Source organism: Agrobacterium sp. 22094 (assembly GCF_052046015.1).
Classification (GTDB): domain Bacteria; phylum Pseudomonadota; class Alphaproteobacteria; order Rhizobiales; family Rhizobiaceae; genus Agrobacterium; species Agrobacterium cavarae.
The window spans coordinates 340,522-358,888 of record NZ_JBQEPX010000005.1 but is presented as its reverse complement, the minus strand read 5'-3'; the positions used below and the strand labels follow the sequence as shown (position 1 = coordinate 358,888).

The window sequence follows — 18,367 nt, the reverse complement described above, 5'->3', positions numbered from 1 at the left end:
CACGTGCTGAACAAAACGCAGGATAGCGCATCGGACACATCCGATGCCGACGACCGTGAGAGCGGTCGGCGGCACCGGATTCATCCGCTGACGATCGTCCGGCGTATTTTCGGCAATGCCGTCTTTTCCAGCCTGACGCGCCGCATTCTCTTCTTCAACGTCGCGGCGACGGTGGTTCTGGTCGGTGGTATTCTCTACCTCAACCAGTTTCGCGAAGGGCTCATCGATGCGCGCGTCGAAAGCCTGCTGACGCAGGGCGAAATCATCGCCGGTGCGATCTCCGCCTCGGCTTCGGTCGATACCAATTCGATCACCATCAATCCGGAAAAGTTGCTGGAGTTGCAGGCGGGCCAGAGCATCACGCCGGTGCCGAACGATGAGGACCTGAGCTTCCCGATCAATCCGGAGCGTGTCGCCCCGGTCCTTCGCCGCCTGATTTCCCCGACCCGCACCCGCGCCCGTCTCTTTGACGCAGATGCAAACCTGCTTCTCGATTCCCGGCATCTTTATTCACGCGGGCAAGTTCTGCGCTACGACCTGCCGCCGGTGACCCCTGAAACCCAGACCTGGGGTGAATGGTTTGCCAGCCTGTTCAACCGCATGCTGCAGCCAAGCAGCCTGCCGCTTTATAAGGAAACGCCGGGCGGCGACGGATCGATCTATCCGGAAGTGATGAATGCGCTGACGGGTGTTCGCGGCGCTGTCGTGCGCGTCACGGAAAAGGGTGAGCTGATCGTCTCGGTGGCCGTTCCGGTGCAACGCTTCCGAGCGGTGCTTGGCGTTCTGCTGCTATCGACACAGGCCGGCGATATCGACAAGATCGTCCATGCGGAACGTCTGGCGATCATGCGCGTCTTCGGCATTGCGACGCTGGTCAACATCGTTCTGTCGCTGCTTCTTTCCTCCACCATTGCCACACCGCTCCGCCGTCTTTCGGCCGCCGCGATCCGCGTGCGCCGTGGCGCCAAGGCGCGTGAGGAAATTCCGGACTTCTCCGCGCGTCAGGACGAAATCGGCAACCTCTCCATTGCCCTTCGCGAAATGACCAATGCGCTTTACGACCGGATCGACGCCATCGAGAGTTTTGCGGCCGATGTCAGCCACGAGTTGAAGAACCCGTTGACCTCGCTGCGCAGCGCGGTGGAAACGCTGCCGCGTGCGAAGACGGAAGAATCCAAGCAGCGCCTCACCGAAATCATCTTCCACGATGTTCGCCGTCTCGACCGCCTGATCAGCGACATTTCCGACGCATCCCGCCTCGACGCGGAACTGGCGCGCGCCGATTCCTCGCCCGTCGATCTCGAGGTCTTGCTGAATGGCCTTGTCGAAATCTCGCGACAGATTTCCAGCAAGAAGAAAACGGTTACGATCGATTATGTGGCCGACCACAAGCCGGGCGTGAAGACCAGCTATGTGGTCAACGGTCATGACCTCCGTCTCGGCCAGATCGTCACCAACCTGATCGAAAACGCCCGCTCCTTTGTTTCGCAGGACGGCGGGCGCATCTTCGTGCACCTGCTGCGGCACAAGGATCGCTGCCTGGTCCGCGTCGAGGACAATGGTCCCGGCATCCAGGCTGAAGATATCGACCGTATTTTTGAGCGCTTCTATACCGACCGCCCGGCGAGCGAAGGTTTCGGCCAGAACTCCGGTCTTGGCCTCTCGATCAGCCGCCAGATTGCCGAGGCGCATGGCGGTACGCTGAAGGCGGAAAACATCATCGACAAATATGGTGTGATCTCCGGCGCCCGCTTCACCCTGTCGCTTCCTGCCGCCCCGACGCATGAGCGCTGACCGCATCAACTACCATGCAACTGCGATCGTCATTGACGAAACGGGGATGCTGTTCGTCGGTCCCTCCGGCAGCGGCAAGAGCGAGCTTGCCTTCAGCTTCCTGACAGAGGCACAGCGTTGCGGCCTGCCGGCGGCGCTGGTGGCAGACGATCAGGTTCTGATGTCGTCTCAAGATGGACGCGTTCTTGTCGAACGACCGGGGAGCATTGCCGGGCTCCTAGAATTGCGCGGCAGCGGCATCGTCGAACTTCAGAGCATCAAATCGGCGACGATCGACTATGCGATAACGCCTGTTGCACACCCGCAATCCCCTCGCCTCCCGCCGAAGGATGAATGGCTGGATTTGCCGACCGGCAACAGGCTACCGCTCATCCGGATTCCGCTTTCCAGCATCACGCCCTATGGAAAATTTGCTGCACTTGCTCAAAATCTGTTCAAAGCCAAGGGAAAGTGAACAAAAATCCCCTGTTTGGGGGCTTGCGCTTCCCATTTTCCTCATCAAGATGTCGTCCCACCGATGGACAGGTTTGCGGCATTGCGATAGGGCGGCACACCAGACGCAAGTCCAGGTGGCAAAGTGCGTGTGTAAGGGAGCATTTCATGATCGGACTAGTGCTTGTCACTCATGGCAAGCTGGCTGAGGAATTTCGTCACGCGGTAGAGCATGTGGTCGGTCCTCAGAAGTTGATCGAGACCGTATCGATTGGTCCCGAGGACGACATGGATCAGCGTCGGCAGGATATCATCGATGCCGTGACACGCGCCAATGACGGCAATGGCGTCATCATCCTCACAGACATGTTTGGCGGAACGCCGTCCAACCTCGCCATCTCGGTGATGAGCAGCGGCACCGTTGAAGTGATTGCCGGCGTCAATCTTCCCATGTTGATCAAGCTTGCCGGTATTCGCAGCGAGGACAACATGGACAAGGCTCTGCAGGAGTCTTCCGATGCCGGTCGCAAATATATCAACGTCGCCAGCCGCGTTCTCAGCGGCAAATAAGAAGAACACGCTTCATGTCCTCACTGTCGAAGGAACTGCTGATCGTCAACAAGCGCGGCCTGCACGCGCGCGCCTCTGCAAAATTCGTGCAGATGGTGGAAAAGTTCGACGCAGCCATCAGCGTTTCGAAGGATGGTATGACAGTCGGCGGCACCTCGATCATGGGTCTGATGATGCTGGCGGCAAGCCCCGGATGCACGGTTTTTGTCGAAGCAAGCGGCAATCAGGCGGAAGAAGCGCTTGCAGCACTCGAGGCGCTGGTTGCGGACCGGTTCGGCGAAGAACTTTGATAACCATCATATAAAGACATAAAGACTTCTTTATATGATTATTGCCAGATCGGCGATTGCCTGTTAGAACCGCAGCCTGAATTGCAAGGCAGCGGCACGGGTCCCTGCCATTTTTGAGCAGGAGATCTTTATGAGCGCTGACAAAGACTACATCGTCGCGGATATCAACCTTGCCGATTACGGCCGCAAGGAACTGGACATTGCCGAAACCGAAATGCCGGGCCTGATGTCCTGCCGCAGCGAATTCGGTCAGAGCAAGCCGCTGAAGGGCGCGCGCATCTCCGGTTCGCTCCACATGACGATCCAGACGGCCGTTCTGATCGAAACCCTGAAGGAACTCGGCGCCGATATCCGCTGGGCTTCCTGCAACATCTTCTCGACGCAGGATCACGCTGCTGCAGCCATCGCGGCCGCCGGCATTCCGGTCTTCGCGGTTAAGGGTGAGAGCCTGACCGAATATTGGGAATACACCGACAAGATCTTCCAGTGGACCGATGGTGGTCTCTCCAACATGATCCTGGATGACGGTGGCGACGCCACCATGTACATCCTGCTCGGTGCACGCGCCGAAGCTGGCGAAGACGTTCTGTCGAACCCAGGCTCGGAAGAAGAAGAAATTCTTGTCGCACAGATCAAGAAGCGCCTTCAGGCTTCGCCAGGCTGGTTCACCAAGCAGCGCGACGCGATCAAGGGCGTGACCGAAGAAACCACGACAGGTGTTCATCGTCTCTATGACCTCAGCAAGAAGGGTCTTCTCCCCTTCCCAGCAATCAACGTCAATGACAGCGTCACCAAGTCGAAGTTCGACAACAAGTACGGCTGCAAGGAATCGCTGGTTGACGGTATCCGTCGCGCCACCGACGTGATGATGGCCGGCAAGGTTGCCGTCGTCTGCGGTTACGGCGATGTCGGCAAGGGTTCCGCTGCTTCGCTTCAGGGCGCTGGCGCCCGCGTCAAGGTCACCGAAATCGATCCGATCTGCGCGCTTCAGGCCGCCATGGACGGTTTCGAAGTCGTTCGCCTGGAAGACGTCGTGTCTTCGGCAGACATCTTCATCACCACCACCGGCAACAAGGACGTCATCCGCATCGAGCATATGCGCGAGATGAAGGACATGGCGATTGTCGGCAATATCGGTCACTTCGACAACGAAATTCAGGTCGCTTCGCTGAAGAACCTGAAGTGGACCAATATCAAGCCGCAGGTCGACATGATCGAGTTCGCCAAGGGCAACCGCATGATCCTTCTGTCGGAAGGCCGCCTGCTGAACCTCGGCAATGCGACCGGTCACCCTTCCTTCGTCATGTCGGCCTCGTTCACCAACCAGGTGCTCGGCCAGATTGAACTCTTCACCAAGCAGGGCGAGTACAAGAACGACGTTTACGTGCTGCCGAAGCACCTTGATGAAAAGGTCGCGCGCCTTCACCTTGAGAAGCTCGGCGTGAAGCTGACCGAACTTTCCGACACGCAGGCAGATTATATCGGCGTCTCGAAAACGGGTCCGTTCAAGGCAGAACACTACAGATATTGATTTCATAGTTAATATCCACATCAATTACACCACATCTAGGCATCGCGGACTTGACAAAGTCCGCGATTTCTTTTTGGGCGCCGCCCTTCCCGGAAATTTGCTGAGACGGTATTGTCTGAAGACTTGATTCGTGTGGGCGGATGCCCGTGCGAAAATGGGATGTCTTGTCGAAGATGCGGCACATAGGACGGAGACAGACCGGGGATGTCGGTAAAAAAAGCGAACTCGCGGCAGCGGGCGAAAAAGAACGTGGAGACGGGCAGCGACGAGGCGCCCGTTCTTGAACGATTGCGCGGCTCTCTGACCACCATGGCAGGCGCCCTGCGCCAAAAGATTTGCGCGGTCTCCGCGCTGATGGCTGGAACGGCACTCAGCGGCTTTGCGACTGTTGCCGAGGCTCAGGATGGCGCGCTCCTCCAAAGAAGTGCACGCCTGTTCTCATCCAGCGAGACCATCGCCTATTCGATCTTCATCGGCGTCGTCTCCGCAACCCTGTTTTCCATCGTCTGGCTGGTGCGCCAGCGCGGGAACATCGAAGCCGAGGTCAATGAATACCGCACGGCCCTCTCCGAAGCGCAGAACAAGATTTCCAAATACGAGGCGCTGATTTCCGACAAGTCACGCCGGATCGTCATCTGGGAAGATACCGGCGAACGTCCTGAATTCGTCGGCCAGTTGCCGCCCGAAACCGGCGTGCCGGCTGCCGATTCCGACTTTCTGGCCTTTGGCCGCTGGCTGCGCCCCACGTCCGCAGCACCGCTGGAAAAGGCTATCGAGCTGCTGCGCAGCCAGGCGCAGAGTTTCGATCTGACGATCGAAACGCAGCGCGGAGAAGTCATCGAGGTTCAGGGACGCGTGTCCGGCGGCAAGGCATTCGCCCGTTTCATTGCGCTGAATAATATGCGCGCCGAATTGGCGGAGTTGAGAGTGGAGCGCGAGCGCCTGCTTTCTTCCATGTCCACCTTCCAGGAGCTTCTCGATTCCATCGAGCAGCCTGCGTGGCGCCGAAACAACGAAGGCGCGCTCATCTGGGTGAACCACGCCTATGCGATTGCCGTCGATGCGACGACGCCGCAGCAGGCCGTCAACGAACAGCGCGAATTGCTGAACACCGTGACCCGGCAGAAGATTAGGGCCACGGCCACGCCGGAATCGCCCTATCATGACCGGATCTCCACGGTGGTTTCCGGCAACCGCACATTCTTCGATGTGGTCGATATCAAGACGCCGAGCGGCTCTGCTGGTATCGCAATCGATGCTTCCGATGCGGAAACCATCCGCGAAGAGTTGAAACGCACGCTGAAAAGCCACGCGGAAACGCTCGATCATCTGGGAACGCCCGTCGCCATCTTCGACGGCGAGCAGCGCCTGCAGTTCTACAATCAGGCTTTCGCACGCCTATGGGGCCTCGATCTGGTATTCCTAGAATCGAAGCCCGGCAATTCCGAGCTTCTCGATCGTTTGCGCAGTGCCGGAAAGCTGCCGGAGCAACTCAGCTGGAAGAGCTGGAAAGAAACCGCTCTCTCCGTCTATCGCGCGCTCGATACCAAGACCGATCTCTGGCACCTGCCGAACGGGCAGACGCTGCGTGTGATTGCCACCGCGCATCCGCAAGGTGGCGCGACCTGGGTGTTCGAGAACCTGACCGAACAGGTCGATCTCCAGATGCGTTACAACACGCTGGTCAAGGTTCAGGGCGAGACCATCGATCACCTGGCAGAAGGCGTGGCGGTGTTTGGTGCCGACGGGCGTATTCGCCTGTCTAACCCCGCATTCCGCGCACTCTGGGCGATCACGGCAGAAGAGGCCGAAGCCGGCAAGCACATTCGCTCCATCGAAGCGGTCTGCGCCCAATCCTACGAGAAGCCGGATGGCTGGCGTGCTTTTGCGCAATTCATCACCAGTTTCGACGACGAGCGTCCTTCGAAGCAGGGAACGCTAGAACTTCTTTCTGGTCTTGTGCTCGATTATGCCGTGATCCCGCTGCCCGACGCGCAGACCATGCTGACCTTCGTCAACATGACCGACAGTGTTCGCGCCGAGCGGGCCTTGAAGGAAAAGAACGAGGCGTTGCGCAAGGCAGACGAGCTGAAGAACGACTTCGTCCAGCACGTGTCTTATGAACTGCGTTCGCCGCTGACCAATATCATCGGCTTTACCGATCTTCTGAAGACACCCGGCATGGGCGAACTGAACGATCGTCAGGCCGAGTATCTCGACCATATTTCGACCTCGTCGTCGGTGCTGCTAACCATCGTCAATGACATTCTCGATCTGGCAACCGTCGATGCTGGCATCATGCATCTGAATTACGCCGAGAACGATCTGAATGAGCTTCTCGACGATGTGGCGGTGCAGATCACCGATCGTCTGCAGGAAAGCGGCGTTTCGCTCGAGATCGTTGCGCCTGCGCATCTTGGTTCTATCGTTGCCGATCACCAGCGGCTGAAGCAGATCCTGCTGAAGCTTCTCACCAATGCGGTCAACTTCTCGCCCGAAGGGGCGGCGATCCGCCTGACCTGCCAGAGAAGCGAAGGCGATTTCGTCTTTTCGGTTGCAGATCAAGGCCCGGGCATTCCAGAAGACATGCTGAAGACGGTCTTCGATCGCTTCTCGACACGTGGCCAAGGCGGCCGACGCACAGGCGCTGGCCTCGGTCTCTCGATCGTCGAGAGCTTCGTCAGCCTGCATCAGGGCACGGTCACACTCGACAGCCGCCCCGGTGAAGGCACGGTCGTGACCTGCCGCATTCCTTCGCACGACCAGCCGCAGTCCATTGCTGCCGAATGAGTGACGAGACGCTTTCCCTCTCGCTTTTCCTTGCAAATGAGGCCGAGACGATCCGGCTTGGCGAGGAGCTGGCGCTTGCCGTCAAGCCGGGCGATGCCGTTGCGCTGGTGGGCGATCTTGGGGCTGGAAAATCGACCTTGGCGCGGGCTTTGATCCGGGCAATCGCCGACGATGCGGAACTCGAAGTACCGAGCCCGACATTTACCATCGTCCAATCCTACGCGCTTCGCTTTCCAGTCGCGCATCTCGATCTCTATCGCCTCTCCGACGTGTCGGAGCTGGATGAACTCGGCATCGACGAGATGCTGTCGGACGGCGTGTGCCTGATCGAGTGGCCGGAGATGGCAAGCGATGTGCTGCCGAAGGCATCGACCATCCTGCTGCGCCTGACACATGAGGGAGACGGTCGGCGTGCTGTGATCGAAGCATCCCGGCGTCATATCGAGCGTCTTGAACGGGTCTTCGCCATTCGCCGCTTTCTGGAGCGGAACGGCAAGGCGAGTGCAACGCGGCGCTATTTCAGTGGTGACGCCGCCTATCGCACCTATGAACTGGTGCGCGATGACGACAGCCAATATCTGTTGATGGACTGGCAGCCCCAGCCCCCCGGCCCCGCTCTTCACGATGGCAAATCCTATTCGGAGATCGTGCATCTTGCCCGCACGGTCGAGCCCTTCGTTGCTCTTGATCTCCATCTCCGAAGCGAAGGCTTCGCGCTGCCGGAAATCCTGGCGCGTGACATGGATGAAGGCATCCTGCTTTTGAGCGATATGGGACGCGCAGGCGTTCTGGATGCCAATGGTGCGCCCATTGAGGAGCGCTACATCGAAAGCGCTGCCTGTCTGGCGGCGCTGCATGAAAAGTCGATGCCTGCAACGATCGACCTGCCGGATGGTGGTCGCTACGAGATTCCGCGCTTCGATGCCGATGCAATGAAGATCGAGACCTCGTTGCTGCTGGACTGGTATCTGCCCCACATGCATGACGGCAAGCCGACCGACGATGACAAGCGGCAGGATTTTTTCGCCGTCTGGGATCAGTTGATCGGAAAGCTTGCCGATGTGGAAACCGGTCTCGTCTTGCGCGACTTCCACTCGCCGAACATCATCTGGCAGCAGGACAAACCAGCGCCGCAGCAAGTGGGCATCATCGACTTCCAAGATGCGATGATCGGCCCAACGGCCTATGATCTGGCATCTCTGGTGCAGGATGCGCGAGTAACCATCCCGCCTGAACTGCAGGCGCGAATGATGGAGCGGTACTTCGATACCCGCCGAAAGAACCCTGCCTTCGATGAAGAGGTATTTCTCAAAGCCTTCGCCATCATGGCGGCGCAACGCAATTGCAAGCTGGTCGGCGCGTGGGTTCGGCTTTTGAAACGCGATGGCAAGCCGGGCTATATGAAGCATATGCCGCGTACCTTCACCTATATGCGCGCCGCGCTCGAGCATCCCGACCTTGCGCCGCTGCGGGACTGGTTTGCGCGGGCGGGCATAGACCTCAACTCTCAGTAAAGCGTTTCCCATGACGATCAGACAAGCGATGGTTCTGGCAGCAGGTCTCGGCACTCGAATGCGCCCGATCACCGACACGATCCCCAAGCCGCTGGTCAAAATCGCTGGCAAGCCGATGATCGATTATGTGCTCGAACTTCTGGTGGCGGCGGGCGTCGAAACCGTATCCATCAACGTCCATCATCATGCCGAGCAGATGGTCGCGCATCTTGAAGACCGCAAGGATCTTGAGATTCTGATTTCCGATGAGCGGGCCGAGCTGTTGAATTCCGGTGGCGGTCTCGCCAAGGGTTTGAAGCTGCTGACGCCCGGGCCTGTGCTGGTGATGAATGCCGATCTGTTCTGGGTCGGGGAAACATCCGGCCGTCCCACCAACCTGCAGAAACTCGCGGAGGGTTTCGATCCTGCGCGCATGGATATGGCGATGCTTTGCGTCGATATGGACCGCACCACCGGACATAACGGCAAAAAGGATTTCAATTTTGCAGAGGATGGGCGCCTGACCCGGTATCAGGAGGGCGAGCCACGTCCGGTGGTTTACGCTGGCGCGATCGCCATGGATTCGCGCCTGCTTGAGGATGCACCGGCTGATGCCTTCAATCTCAACATCTATTTCGACCGCGCCATTGCGAAAAACCGGCTTTATGGCGGGATGCTTGACGGTCAATGGATTACCGTCGGCACACCGGATGCTATAGAGGATGCGGAGCGAACCATCGCTTCCGTTTAGAGCGCCGTGCGTTTCTCAGGACGCACAAAGGAAGTTCTAACGCTTTGAAGCGAAGTATCGTGCTTTCCGAAAAACGATTCCGGTTTTCGGGCGGATGCTGTCATCCTTGAGAAGGTCGAACCATTGGCGCATGCCAAACGCATCCTGACCATTGCGCCGGGAACACCCTTTCTAAAGACACTGGCGCAGAGCCTCTGTGCCGGGACGCTCGCGAGCGGCTTCTCGTACGACCCTGCCGATCCGCTTTCGCTTGCCCGCGTGACGATCTATGTGCCGACGCGCCGTTCGGCTCGCGTCCTTCGCTCTGAATTCGTCGATATCCTGGGCGGGCGTTCTGCCATCCTCCCGGTTATCCGTCCGCTCGGCGAAACGGATGACGATAGCGGCTATTTCGATATCGAGACGCCAGCTACCATCGATCTTGCTCCACCGATTTCCAGCACCGCCCGACTGGTGGAACTGGCGCGGCTGATCCTTGCCTGGCGAAACAGCTTGCCGGACGCGATCCGCGCCATCCATTCCGATTCACCGCTCGTGGCACCCGCCAGCCCGGCGGATGCGATCTGGCTTGCGCGTGCACTCTCCGAAGTCATCGATGCGATGGATACGGAAGACAAGGATTGGGAGGCGCTCTCCGAACTGGATACAGCCGATCATGCGCAGTGGTGGCAGCTGACCGCGAAGTTTCTGGAGATTGCCAGTATTTATTGGCCCGCCCGCCTTGCCGAACTCAACCGGTCTTCCGCCGGCCGCCACCGCAACGCTATCCTTCGCGCAGAGGCCGACCGGCTGACGAAGATCGCGAGCACGGATCCGATCATCGTTGCAGGCTCCACCGGCTCTATTCCGGCTGCCGCCGATCTGATTGCTGCCGTCGCATCTTTGCCGCACGGCACCGTCGTGCTTCCCGGTCTTGACCTCGACATGCCGGAAGATCAGTGGCAGGCGATCAATGAGGCACCGGCTGACGCGGCAAGCCGCACCCATTCGCAACACGGGCTTTTCACCCTGTTGCAGAAGCTCGGCGTCTTGCGTCACGATGTAGAGCGGATCGGTGAACTTGATCGCGATCTGCAGGACCGGGCCGCGGTTTTTTCCACCGCACTTGCGCCTGTTCAGGCGACCGCGGAATGGAATGAGTGGCGCTCGGACAAGTCCCCGGCCTTCTTCGAAAGCGCCTTTTCCGCCGCCTCGATGATAGAGGCGGCCAATGAGCGCGAGGAGGCAACCGCAATCGCCATCGCGCTCAGGCTGGCGCTTGACAAGCCCGGTCAGAATGGCCCATCGCAGGCAGCCCTCATCACGCCGGATCGCGGACTTGGCCGAAGGGTGGCAACCGAGCTTGCCCGCTTCGGCATCGAGGCGGACGATTCCGCAGGTACGCCGCTGTCTGCGACGCCGCAGGCAGGTCTTTTGCAGCTGGCGCTGGAAGCGATCCTGCGCCCAGGTGATCCGGTCGCGGTCATTTCGCTGTTGAAGCATCCGCTTTGCCGCTTTGGCCTGAGCGAGTTGCAGATGAGTAAGGCTGTCGCAGCGCTGGAGCTTCTGGCGTTGCGCGGCGGGCGCGAGGAAACGACACTTGGCAACCTCGATGCGCTTCTGGCACATCAGATGACACTTCACGCAGGCGACCGCCATCCGCCACATTGGCGCACGGCGCTTTCCGATGATGCCCCGCTCGCTGCTGAAGATCTGGCGAGACGGATCAAAGCGGCGATCGAACCGCTGGAGCAGGCCTTCGTCCACCGCGATCCACTCCGCGGTCGCCTCACCTCCCGCCTGACGCTGGCGGAATGGGCGGAGCGTTCCGGCCGCGTCATTGAAGCGATGTGTCTGGATGATGCGGGCGATCTGGCGAGCCTCTGGTCCGGCGAGGCGGGTGAAAAGCTGTCCAATCTTTTTGCCGAGCTGATGGAATGCGGCAGCGCGCTGGAGGCGGATGGTCCGCAATGGATCGATATCGTCGCGGCCTTTATTGCGGGCGAATCGATCAAGCCACGGGCCATGCGCCACCCACGCGTCTTCATTTTCGGCGCTTTGGAAGCGCGCTTGCAGAGCGTCGATACCGTCATCATCGGTGGCTTGAACGAAGGGGTGTGGCCGGGGCAAACAGCCAACAATCCCTTCCTGTCACGCAGCATGAAGACATCGATCGGCCTTGAGCCGCCGGAACGCCGCATCGGGCAGTTGGCGCATGATTTCGAGATGGCGAACGGGACGCGTCACATCATCTACAGCCGCGCCCTACGCCAGGGTTCGACGCCTGCCGTGGCTTCGCGCTGGCTGCAAAGACTGCTGGCACTGGGCGGGGAAGATTTTGCCGAGGCGCTGAAGCGCCGTGGCGAATCCTACCGCCATTGGGCAATGATGCTGGATGACAGCGAGACGCAGGATCCAGCGCGACGCCCTGCCCCGACCCCGCCTGCCGATCTGCAGCCGAAGAGCTATTCGTTCAGCGAAGTCGGACGGCTGCGCCGTGACCCCTATGCCATCTATGCGCGGCGCATCCTGAAGCTCGATCCGCTGGACGAGTTCAACCGCGATCCGGGCGCTGCCGACCGCGGGACGCTCTATCACCGAATTATTGAACTCTACTCTCGTGAGGAGCATGTTCCCGGCACGCCAGCGTCCGAAGACGCGATGATGCGCGTGCTGAATGCATGTTTCGACGAAGAAAATCTGCCGGCACATATCGATATCGTCTGGCGACCGCGCTTCGTTGCGGTGGCGCGCGAGTTTCTTGCCTGGGAGAAAGATCGCCGTCCGATGGTGCGCCGCTCCTATGTGGAGGCCCGCGCCGGACAGGACATTCCAGAGGCCGGGATCCGGCTGACCGGCGTGGCCGACAGGATCGACATCAAGACCAACGGCAAAGCGGATATCGTCGATTACAAGACCGGTCTCTCCCCGACTGTGAAACAGGCCCGGTCCTTGCTCGATCCGCAACTGGCGCTGGAAGCGGCCGCCTTGATGCGCGGTGCTTTCCGCGATGCCGGCACGCCGACACCGGAGGATCTGATCTATGTGCGCCTGCGGCCGGGAGAACGTTTCGGCACCGATGTCGTGAACAACGAAAACGCCAAGGCCACCGCCAAGGCCGTGCCCAAGAGTGCGGCGGAACTGGCGACGGATTCGATCGACCAGCTGGCCAAGTTCATCAAGGCGCTGCGCGAGGGCAAGAACGGCTTCGTGTCGCGGCTGATCCCGGAAGAACAGCAATCCTATGGCGGCGAGTACGACCATCTGGCGCGCGTTTCCGAATGGTCCACCGCAGAACCGGGAGATGGCGATGGCGAATGATCTCTTCGAATACGCCGCCGAGCAGGCTCAAGATCACGGCCCGGAGCGCGACGAGCCAGGCGCCTGGATCGACTGGACGACACGCCAGCAGACCCGCGCCTCCGATCCGACTAGCTCGGCATGGGTGTCGGCCAATGCGGGTTCGGGCAAGACGCATGTCTTGACGCAGCGGGTGATCCGTCTGCTGCTGGCCGGTTGCCGTCCTTCCGCCATTCTGTGCCTGACCTACACAAAGGCGGCGGCCTCGGAAATGTCGAGCCGCGTCTTCGATCGCCTCGCGGATTGGGCCACGCTCTCCGACACCGACCTGAAGGCGCGCATCGCAGCGATCGAAGGACGTATGCCGGATGCGATCAAGCTGAAGGAGGCGCGCCGTCTGTTCGCCAAGGCGCTGGAAACGCCGGGCGGGCTGAAAATGCAGACGATCCACGCCTTCTGCGAAGCGCTGCTGCACCAGTTTCCGCTGGAAGCGAATGTCGCTGGCCACTTCTCGGTTCTCGATGATCGTGCCGCCAGCAGTCTCCTGGCGGAAGCACGCCGCAGCCTGCTGACCGCCGTTTCGCTCGAGCAGGACACGCCGCTGGCGCAGGCGCTTGCCTATGTGCTTGATCTGGCGGACGAGACCGGACTGGAAGCGCTTTTGAGCGCCATCGTTGCCAACCGCAATCCTCTGCGCGGATTTCTCGAAGACGCCTCCCGCAGCGGTGGAATCGACGCGGCGCTTCGGCGCCATGCTCGGATCAGCGCCACTGAAACACTTGAGACGGTAGCGGCCGCCTATTGGCCACTCCCGGGTCTCTCCGGCCTGTCGCTCGACACCTATCTGACGCTGTCCGATGAGGTGGGCGGGGCGCGGACGCACGAAGTGTCCTACGCGTTGCGGGAAGCGGCGCGAGAAGGCGATCCGTTCAAGCGCATCGCCTTTCTCGAAAGCGCGTTGCTGACCCAGAAGGGTGAGCGGAAGTCCGATGCCTACGTCATCAACAAGGCGATGCAGACGGCAGCACCCAATCTTCTGGACGACCTGACACTGGCGCGCGCCCATGTGGTTGCCTGCCGCGACCGGTACCGGACGCTGCGCATGCTGGAGGCCACCAGACATGCCTTGACGCTGGCAGACCGGCTGATCGGCGACTTCGAGGATTTGAAGAAGCAGCGCAGCCAGCTCGATTTCGAGGACCTGATCGAGCGCGCGGCCACGCTTCTCAACCGAGATACGGCGGGCGCATGGGTACACTACAAGCTGGACCAGGGTATCGACCACATTCTCGTCGATGAGGCTCAAGATACCAGCCCGGTGCAGTGGTCGATCATACAGTCGCTGGCGGCAGATTTCTTCCATGGCGAAACCGCGCGCGCCGGTCAACGCACGTTGTTTGCCGTGGGCGACGAGAAGCAGTCGATCTATTCCTTTCAAGGAGCACGGCCGGAACGGTTTTCGCAGGAGCGTGAGGAAACGGCGCGGCGCGTGACTGCCGTCCAGCAGATATTCCATCCCGTACGACTGCCGCTTTCCTTCCGCTCCACGGCGGATGTGCTGGCTGCGGTGGATCAGGTCTTCTCTTTGCCCGAGAATGCCGCAGGCCTCAGCGCCGACAATGAACCCGTCGAGCATCGCTCCAACCGCCTTAGTCAAGCCGGGACGGTGGAGGTGTGGGACATGATCGCCGCCGAGCCGGTCGAAGACGAAGAAGACTGGACGGCACCCTTCGATGCATTGCGCGAAAGCGCCCCACCCGCCATCGTCGCACGACGGATCGCGGCGCGCATCGCAGCGATGATCGGCACGGAAACGGTGATCGAGAAAGGCGTCGAACGTTTTATCGAGGCTGGCGACATTCTGGTATTGGTGCGCAAGCGCCACGCCTTCGTCAACGCGTTGACGCGCGAGTTGAAGCAGCGAAAAAACATCCCCGTTGCCGGTGCCGACCGCTTGCGGCTGACCGACCACATCGCCATTCAGGATCTGCTGGCACTTGGCCGCTTCGTGCTTCTGCCGCAGGACGATCTGTCGCTTTCGGCATTGCTCAAAAGCCCGCTCTTCAATCATGATGAAGACGATATTTTTGACCTGGCGGCCAAGCGTCCGGAGAAGACGAGCGTCTGGGACTATCTCCAGCAGCGCGCTGGAGAGGATGACGGCCGCTTCGCCGCGACGCTTGAAATCCTCTCCTCCCTCATTGCGCTCTCCCGTAGCGCGACGATTCACGATTTCTACGCGGCGGTGATGACCATCTATCAAGGTCGCAAGCGCTTTCTTGCACGCCTTGGCAACGAAGCGAGCGACGTTCTGGATGAGTTTTTGTCCTTCGCGCTCGATCACGAAAAGACCGGCCTCCCCGGCCTGCAATCCTTCATCTCCGTGCTGGAAACGGACGCCCCGGAGATCAAGCGCGAGCAGGACAAGGAGCGCGGCGAAGTCCGCATCATGACGGTTCACGCCTCCAAAGGTCTTGAGGCACCTGTGGTGTTTCTCGTCGATGGCGGCTCCAAGGCCTTCATTCCAAGCCATGTGCCCCGGCTTCGCTTCGTCGAAACCAGGGATGCCGCATTCCCCGTGTGGCTGCCAGGAAAGAACTTCGATAACGCGTTGATCGACCAGGACGATGGCCGCTTGAAGGACGCCGCAGAGCAGGAATATCGCCGTCTCCTCTATGTCGCCATGACGCGGGCTGCCGACCATCTGATTGTCTGTGGCTATCGCGGGCCGAAGGAAAATCCGGATTGCTGGCACCAGATGATCAAGCGGGCGCTTGTCGCGGATGAAGCGCGATGCATCTCTCATCAGTTCCAGGCAGGCGGCGAAGCCTGGGACGGTCTGTTGTGGCGCATGAATGCCCATGAGCCAAAAGCGATACCCCAGAGCGAGACCCCGTCGAGTGCTGCGCCAGAAGCATTTCCCGCCTCGCTGATGCAACCACTGCCACCGGCACCTGCCCTTCCCCGGCCGCTCAGCCCGTCCGGCGCGGGAACGATCATCGATGACGGTGCCGATGACCTTGTCGTGTCCTCCCCGCTCTTTACCAAACCGGAGATAGCTTCCGGCCTTGCACTGCAACGTGGGCGCCTTGTGCACCGGATGCTGCAGACGCTGCCGGACTATCCCGAGGATCAGCGGGAAGATGCCGCCCGTCGCTATGCGGAGCGTGCCGCGCGCTACTGGCCGGAATTTGAACGCGAGAGATTGATCCGCACCACGCTCGCCGTTCTTTCCGAACCAGCCATCCAGTCTGCCTTCTCTGCCAATAGCCGAGCGGAGGTTTCGATCATGGGAACGTTGCGCCTGGGAAGGCAGGATTTTGCCGTTTCCGGCCGAATCGACCGCTTGGCGGTGGACGGGGAACGCGTCATTCTGGTGGATTACAAGACCAACCGGATACCGCCGGCCAATGAGAACACCATTCCCTTCGCCCATATCGCACAGCTTGCGATCTATCGCGAGATTCTGAAGCCGCTCTACCCGGACAAGGCTTTCACCTGCGCGCTCGTCTATACGGAGAACGCGTCCTTCGTGACGCTCACGGACGAAGCGCTGTCACAAGCCCTTGCCGCAATCTCGACAAAGTGAGATACCGGACATTGAAAATGCCCATCCCCCGCATCACATGAATGCCGAACAGATTCACTGAAAGGAGAGCCAATTATGGCTACCGTGAAAGTCGATACCTCCAACTTCCAGTCTGAAGTTCTCGAATCCGCTGAGCCAGTCGTCGTAGACTTCTGGGCCGAGTGGTGCGGCCCGTGCAAGATGATTGCCCCGAGCCTCGAAGAGATCGCTACGGAACTTTCTGGCAAGGTGAAGGTCGCAAAGCTGAACATCGACGAAAACCCTGAGCTCGCTGCTCAGTTCGGCGTTCGCTCCATCCCGACGCTCGCCATGTTCAAGGGCGGCGAAGTGGCGGATATCAAGGTCGGTGCCGCTCCCAAGACCGCACTCTCCGCCTGGATTTCCAGCGCCGCCTGATTGTTTGCCAATGCAAGATTAAAAAGAAAGCCCGGTTCTGCCGGGCTTTTTTTGATCGTCGGTTGCGTGATGCTTCGATTATTGCGGCGGTGTGCCATTCAGCGCCAGCGCGTTACCCGCGAGATAGAGCGATCCGCCGATCAGGATGCGCGGTGCGGGCTTCGCCGGGTCGAGGCGCTTTGCCAATTCCTCCAAAGCCTCTTCGATGGAGGCTGTCGGCGCTGCCGTCAGGCCAGCGTCGAAGACAGCATGGGCCAGAACGACAGGGTCGATCGCTGCATCCGACCCGTGGATCGGTACGGTGAAGACATATTCGGCGATACCGGCGAAGGCCTTGAAGTAGCCGACCTGATCCTTGGTGTTGATCATGCCCGCAATCAGCACCAGCGGCCGAGCGCTCTTCTCCTCGAAACCGGCCATGGCTTCAGCAATAACCTCGCCAGCGCCTGGATTATGACCGCCATCGATCCAGATTTCGCTGCCCTTCGGCGCGAGATCGAAGATGCGACCGCGGGTGACGCGTTGGAGGCGGCCCGGCCACTCGACCGATGTCATGGCCTTTTCGATCATGCGATCGGTGACGCTGAAACCGGCAGCCTTGACGGCGCGAATGGCAGCGGCGGCATTGCCCAGCTGATGGCGGCCAGGAAGGCGCGGCAGCGGCGCGTCGACCAGGCTGAACTCGTCCTGATAGACCATGCGGCCATGTTCTTCATGCGCAGAGAAATCCTGACCATAGATGGCTGTCGGGCATTTCAAACGCTCAGCGGTGGCGATCAGCACATCGAGTGCTGCGTCGTATTCCTGGTAGCCGATGACGACCGGCGAGCCGGTCTTGATGATGCCTGCCTTTTCCGCCGCGATCAGTTCGACGCGATCGCCGAGATAAGCCTGATGGTCGAGCGAGATCGGCATGATGACCGAGACGGCCGGATTGGAGATGACGTTGGTGGCATCGAAGCGACCGCCAAGACCCACTTCCAGAACGACCACATCGGCAGGCTGTTCGGCAAAGAGCACGAAGGTGACGGCGGTCAGGATTTCGAAGACGGTGATATACTGGCCTTCATTGGCGGCTTCCACTCGGGCTAGAGCATCGGCAAACATGGCATCGTCCACCAGTCGACCGGGAGCGCCGGCAACGCCGATACGGTAGCGCTCATTCCAGTTTACCAGATGGGGCGAGGTGTGGACGTGAACGGCCAGGCCTGCGGCTTCCAGAAGCGCACGGCTGAAGGCCGTGACCGAGCCTTTGCCGTTGGTGCCCGCCACATGGATGACGGGCGGCAGGCGCTTATGCGGATTGCCTAGCTTTTCGAGGAGGCGGGTGATCCTGTCCAACGACAGATCGAAGCCCTTGGGATGAAGCTGCATCAATCTTTCGATGATGCGTTCCGCCTCGCTCATGTCAGGCTTCGTCATATCCGTCATCCACCCCTCCGGAGCGTGTTT

General features: G+C 60.1%; 12 protein-coding genes. 11 read left to right on the top strand and 1 reads right to left on the bottom strand.

Annotation, left to right across the window (positions count from 1 at the left end; genetic code table 11):
- The first annotated feature begins 3 nt into the window (after positions 1-3).
- The 11 genes from ACTJK5_RS20495 (at position 4) to trxA (ending at position 16,915) form a co-directional block, all read left to right on the top strand.
- Entirely contained in the window at positions 4-1,794 is a 1,791-nt protein-coding gene (locus tag ACTJK5_RS20495; RefSeq protein ID WP_062444619.1) for a sensor histidine kinase, read from the top strand.
- Positions 1,784-2,248 carry an HPr kinase/phosphorylase gene (locus tag ACTJK5_RS20490; protein WP_062444617.1) on the top strand — a complete coding sequence of 155 codons (465 nt, stop codon included), beginning with the start codon at positions 1,784-1,786 and terminating at the stop codon, positions 2,246-2,248. Before ACTJK5_RS20495 ends, ACTJK5_RS20490 begins: the two co-directional genes overlap by 11 nt.
- 146 nt (positions 2,249-2,394) lie before the next feature.
- A complete protein-coding gene (locus ACTJK5_RS20485; protein WP_062424667.1) occupies positions 2,395-2,796 on the top strand; it encodes a PTS sugar transporter subunit IIA in 402 nt (133 codons plus the stop codon).
- A gap of 14 nt (positions 2,797-2,810) precedes the next feature.
- Positions 2,811-3,086 (top strand): HPr family phosphocarrier protein, encoded by a 276-nt coding sequence (locus ACTJK5_RS20480; RefSeq protein ID WP_062424668.1) that lies wholly within the window; start codon positions 2,811-2,813, stop codon positions 3,084-3,086.
- A 130-nt stretch (positions 3,087-3,216) separates the two neighbouring features.
- Entirely contained in the window at positions 3,217-4,617 is a 1,401-nt protein-coding gene (ahcY, locus tag ACTJK5_RS20475) for an adenosylhomocysteinase (protein ID WP_062424669.1), read from the top strand.
- A 309-nt stretch (positions 4,618-4,926) separates the two neighbouring features.
- Positions 4,927-7,407, top strand: coding sequence for a sensor histidine kinase (locus ACTJK5_RS20470; protein WP_333630485.1), 2,481 nt, complete (start codon positions 4,927-4,929; stop codon positions 7,405-7,407).
- Positions 7,404-8,921 carry a tRNA (adenosine(37)-N6)-threonylcarbamoyltransferase complex ATPase subunit type 1 TsaE gene (tsaE, locus tag ACTJK5_RS20465; RefSeq protein WP_440613119.1) on the top strand — a complete coding sequence of 506 codons (1,518 nt, stop codon included), beginning with the start codon at positions 7,404-7,406 and terminating at the stop codon, positions 8,919-8,921. The genes ACTJK5_RS20470 and tsaE overlap by 4 nt, the downstream gene beginning before the upstream one ends.
- 10 nt (positions 8,922-8,931) lie before the next feature.
- Positions 8,932-9,651, top strand: coding sequence for a nucleotidyltransferase family protein (locus ACTJK5_RS20460; RefSeq protein WP_335323064.1), 720 nt, complete (start codon positions 8,932-8,934; stop codon positions 9,649-9,651).
- 123 nt (positions 9,652-9,774) lie between these two features.
- Positions 9,775-12,951 carry a double-strand break repair protein AddB gene (gene addB, locus ACTJK5_RS20455; protein WP_440613118.1) on the top strand — a complete coding sequence of 1,059 codons (3,177 nt, stop codon included), beginning with the start codon at positions 9,775-9,777 and terminating at the stop codon, positions 12,949-12,951.
- Positions 12,941-16,519, top strand: coding sequence for a double-strand break repair helicase AddA (gene addA / locus ACTJK5_RS20450; RefSeq protein ID WP_440613117.1), 3,579 nt, complete (start codon positions 12,941-12,943; stop codon positions 16,517-16,519). The genes addB and addA overlap by 11 nt, the downstream gene beginning before the upstream one ends.
- A gap of 75 nt (positions 16,520-16,594) precedes the next feature.
- Positions 16,595-16,915 (top strand): thioredoxin, encoded by a 321-nt coding sequence (gene trxA, locus ACTJK5_RS20445; protein ID WP_062424674.1) that lies wholly within the window; start codon positions 16,595-16,597, stop codon positions 16,913-16,915.
- A gap of 78 nt (positions 16,916-16,993) precedes the next feature.
- Here trxA and ACTJK5_RS20440 read toward each other — a convergent pair whose 3' ends face one another.
- On the bottom strand, positions 16,994-18,337 hold the full coding sequence (locus tag ACTJK5_RS20440; RefSeq protein ID WP_440613137.1) for a bifunctional folylpolyglutamate synthase/dihydrofolate synthase: 1,344 nt from the start codon (positions 18,335-18,337) through the stop codon (positions 16,994-16,996).
- Between the last annotated feature and the right edge of the window lie 30 nt (positions 18,338-18,367).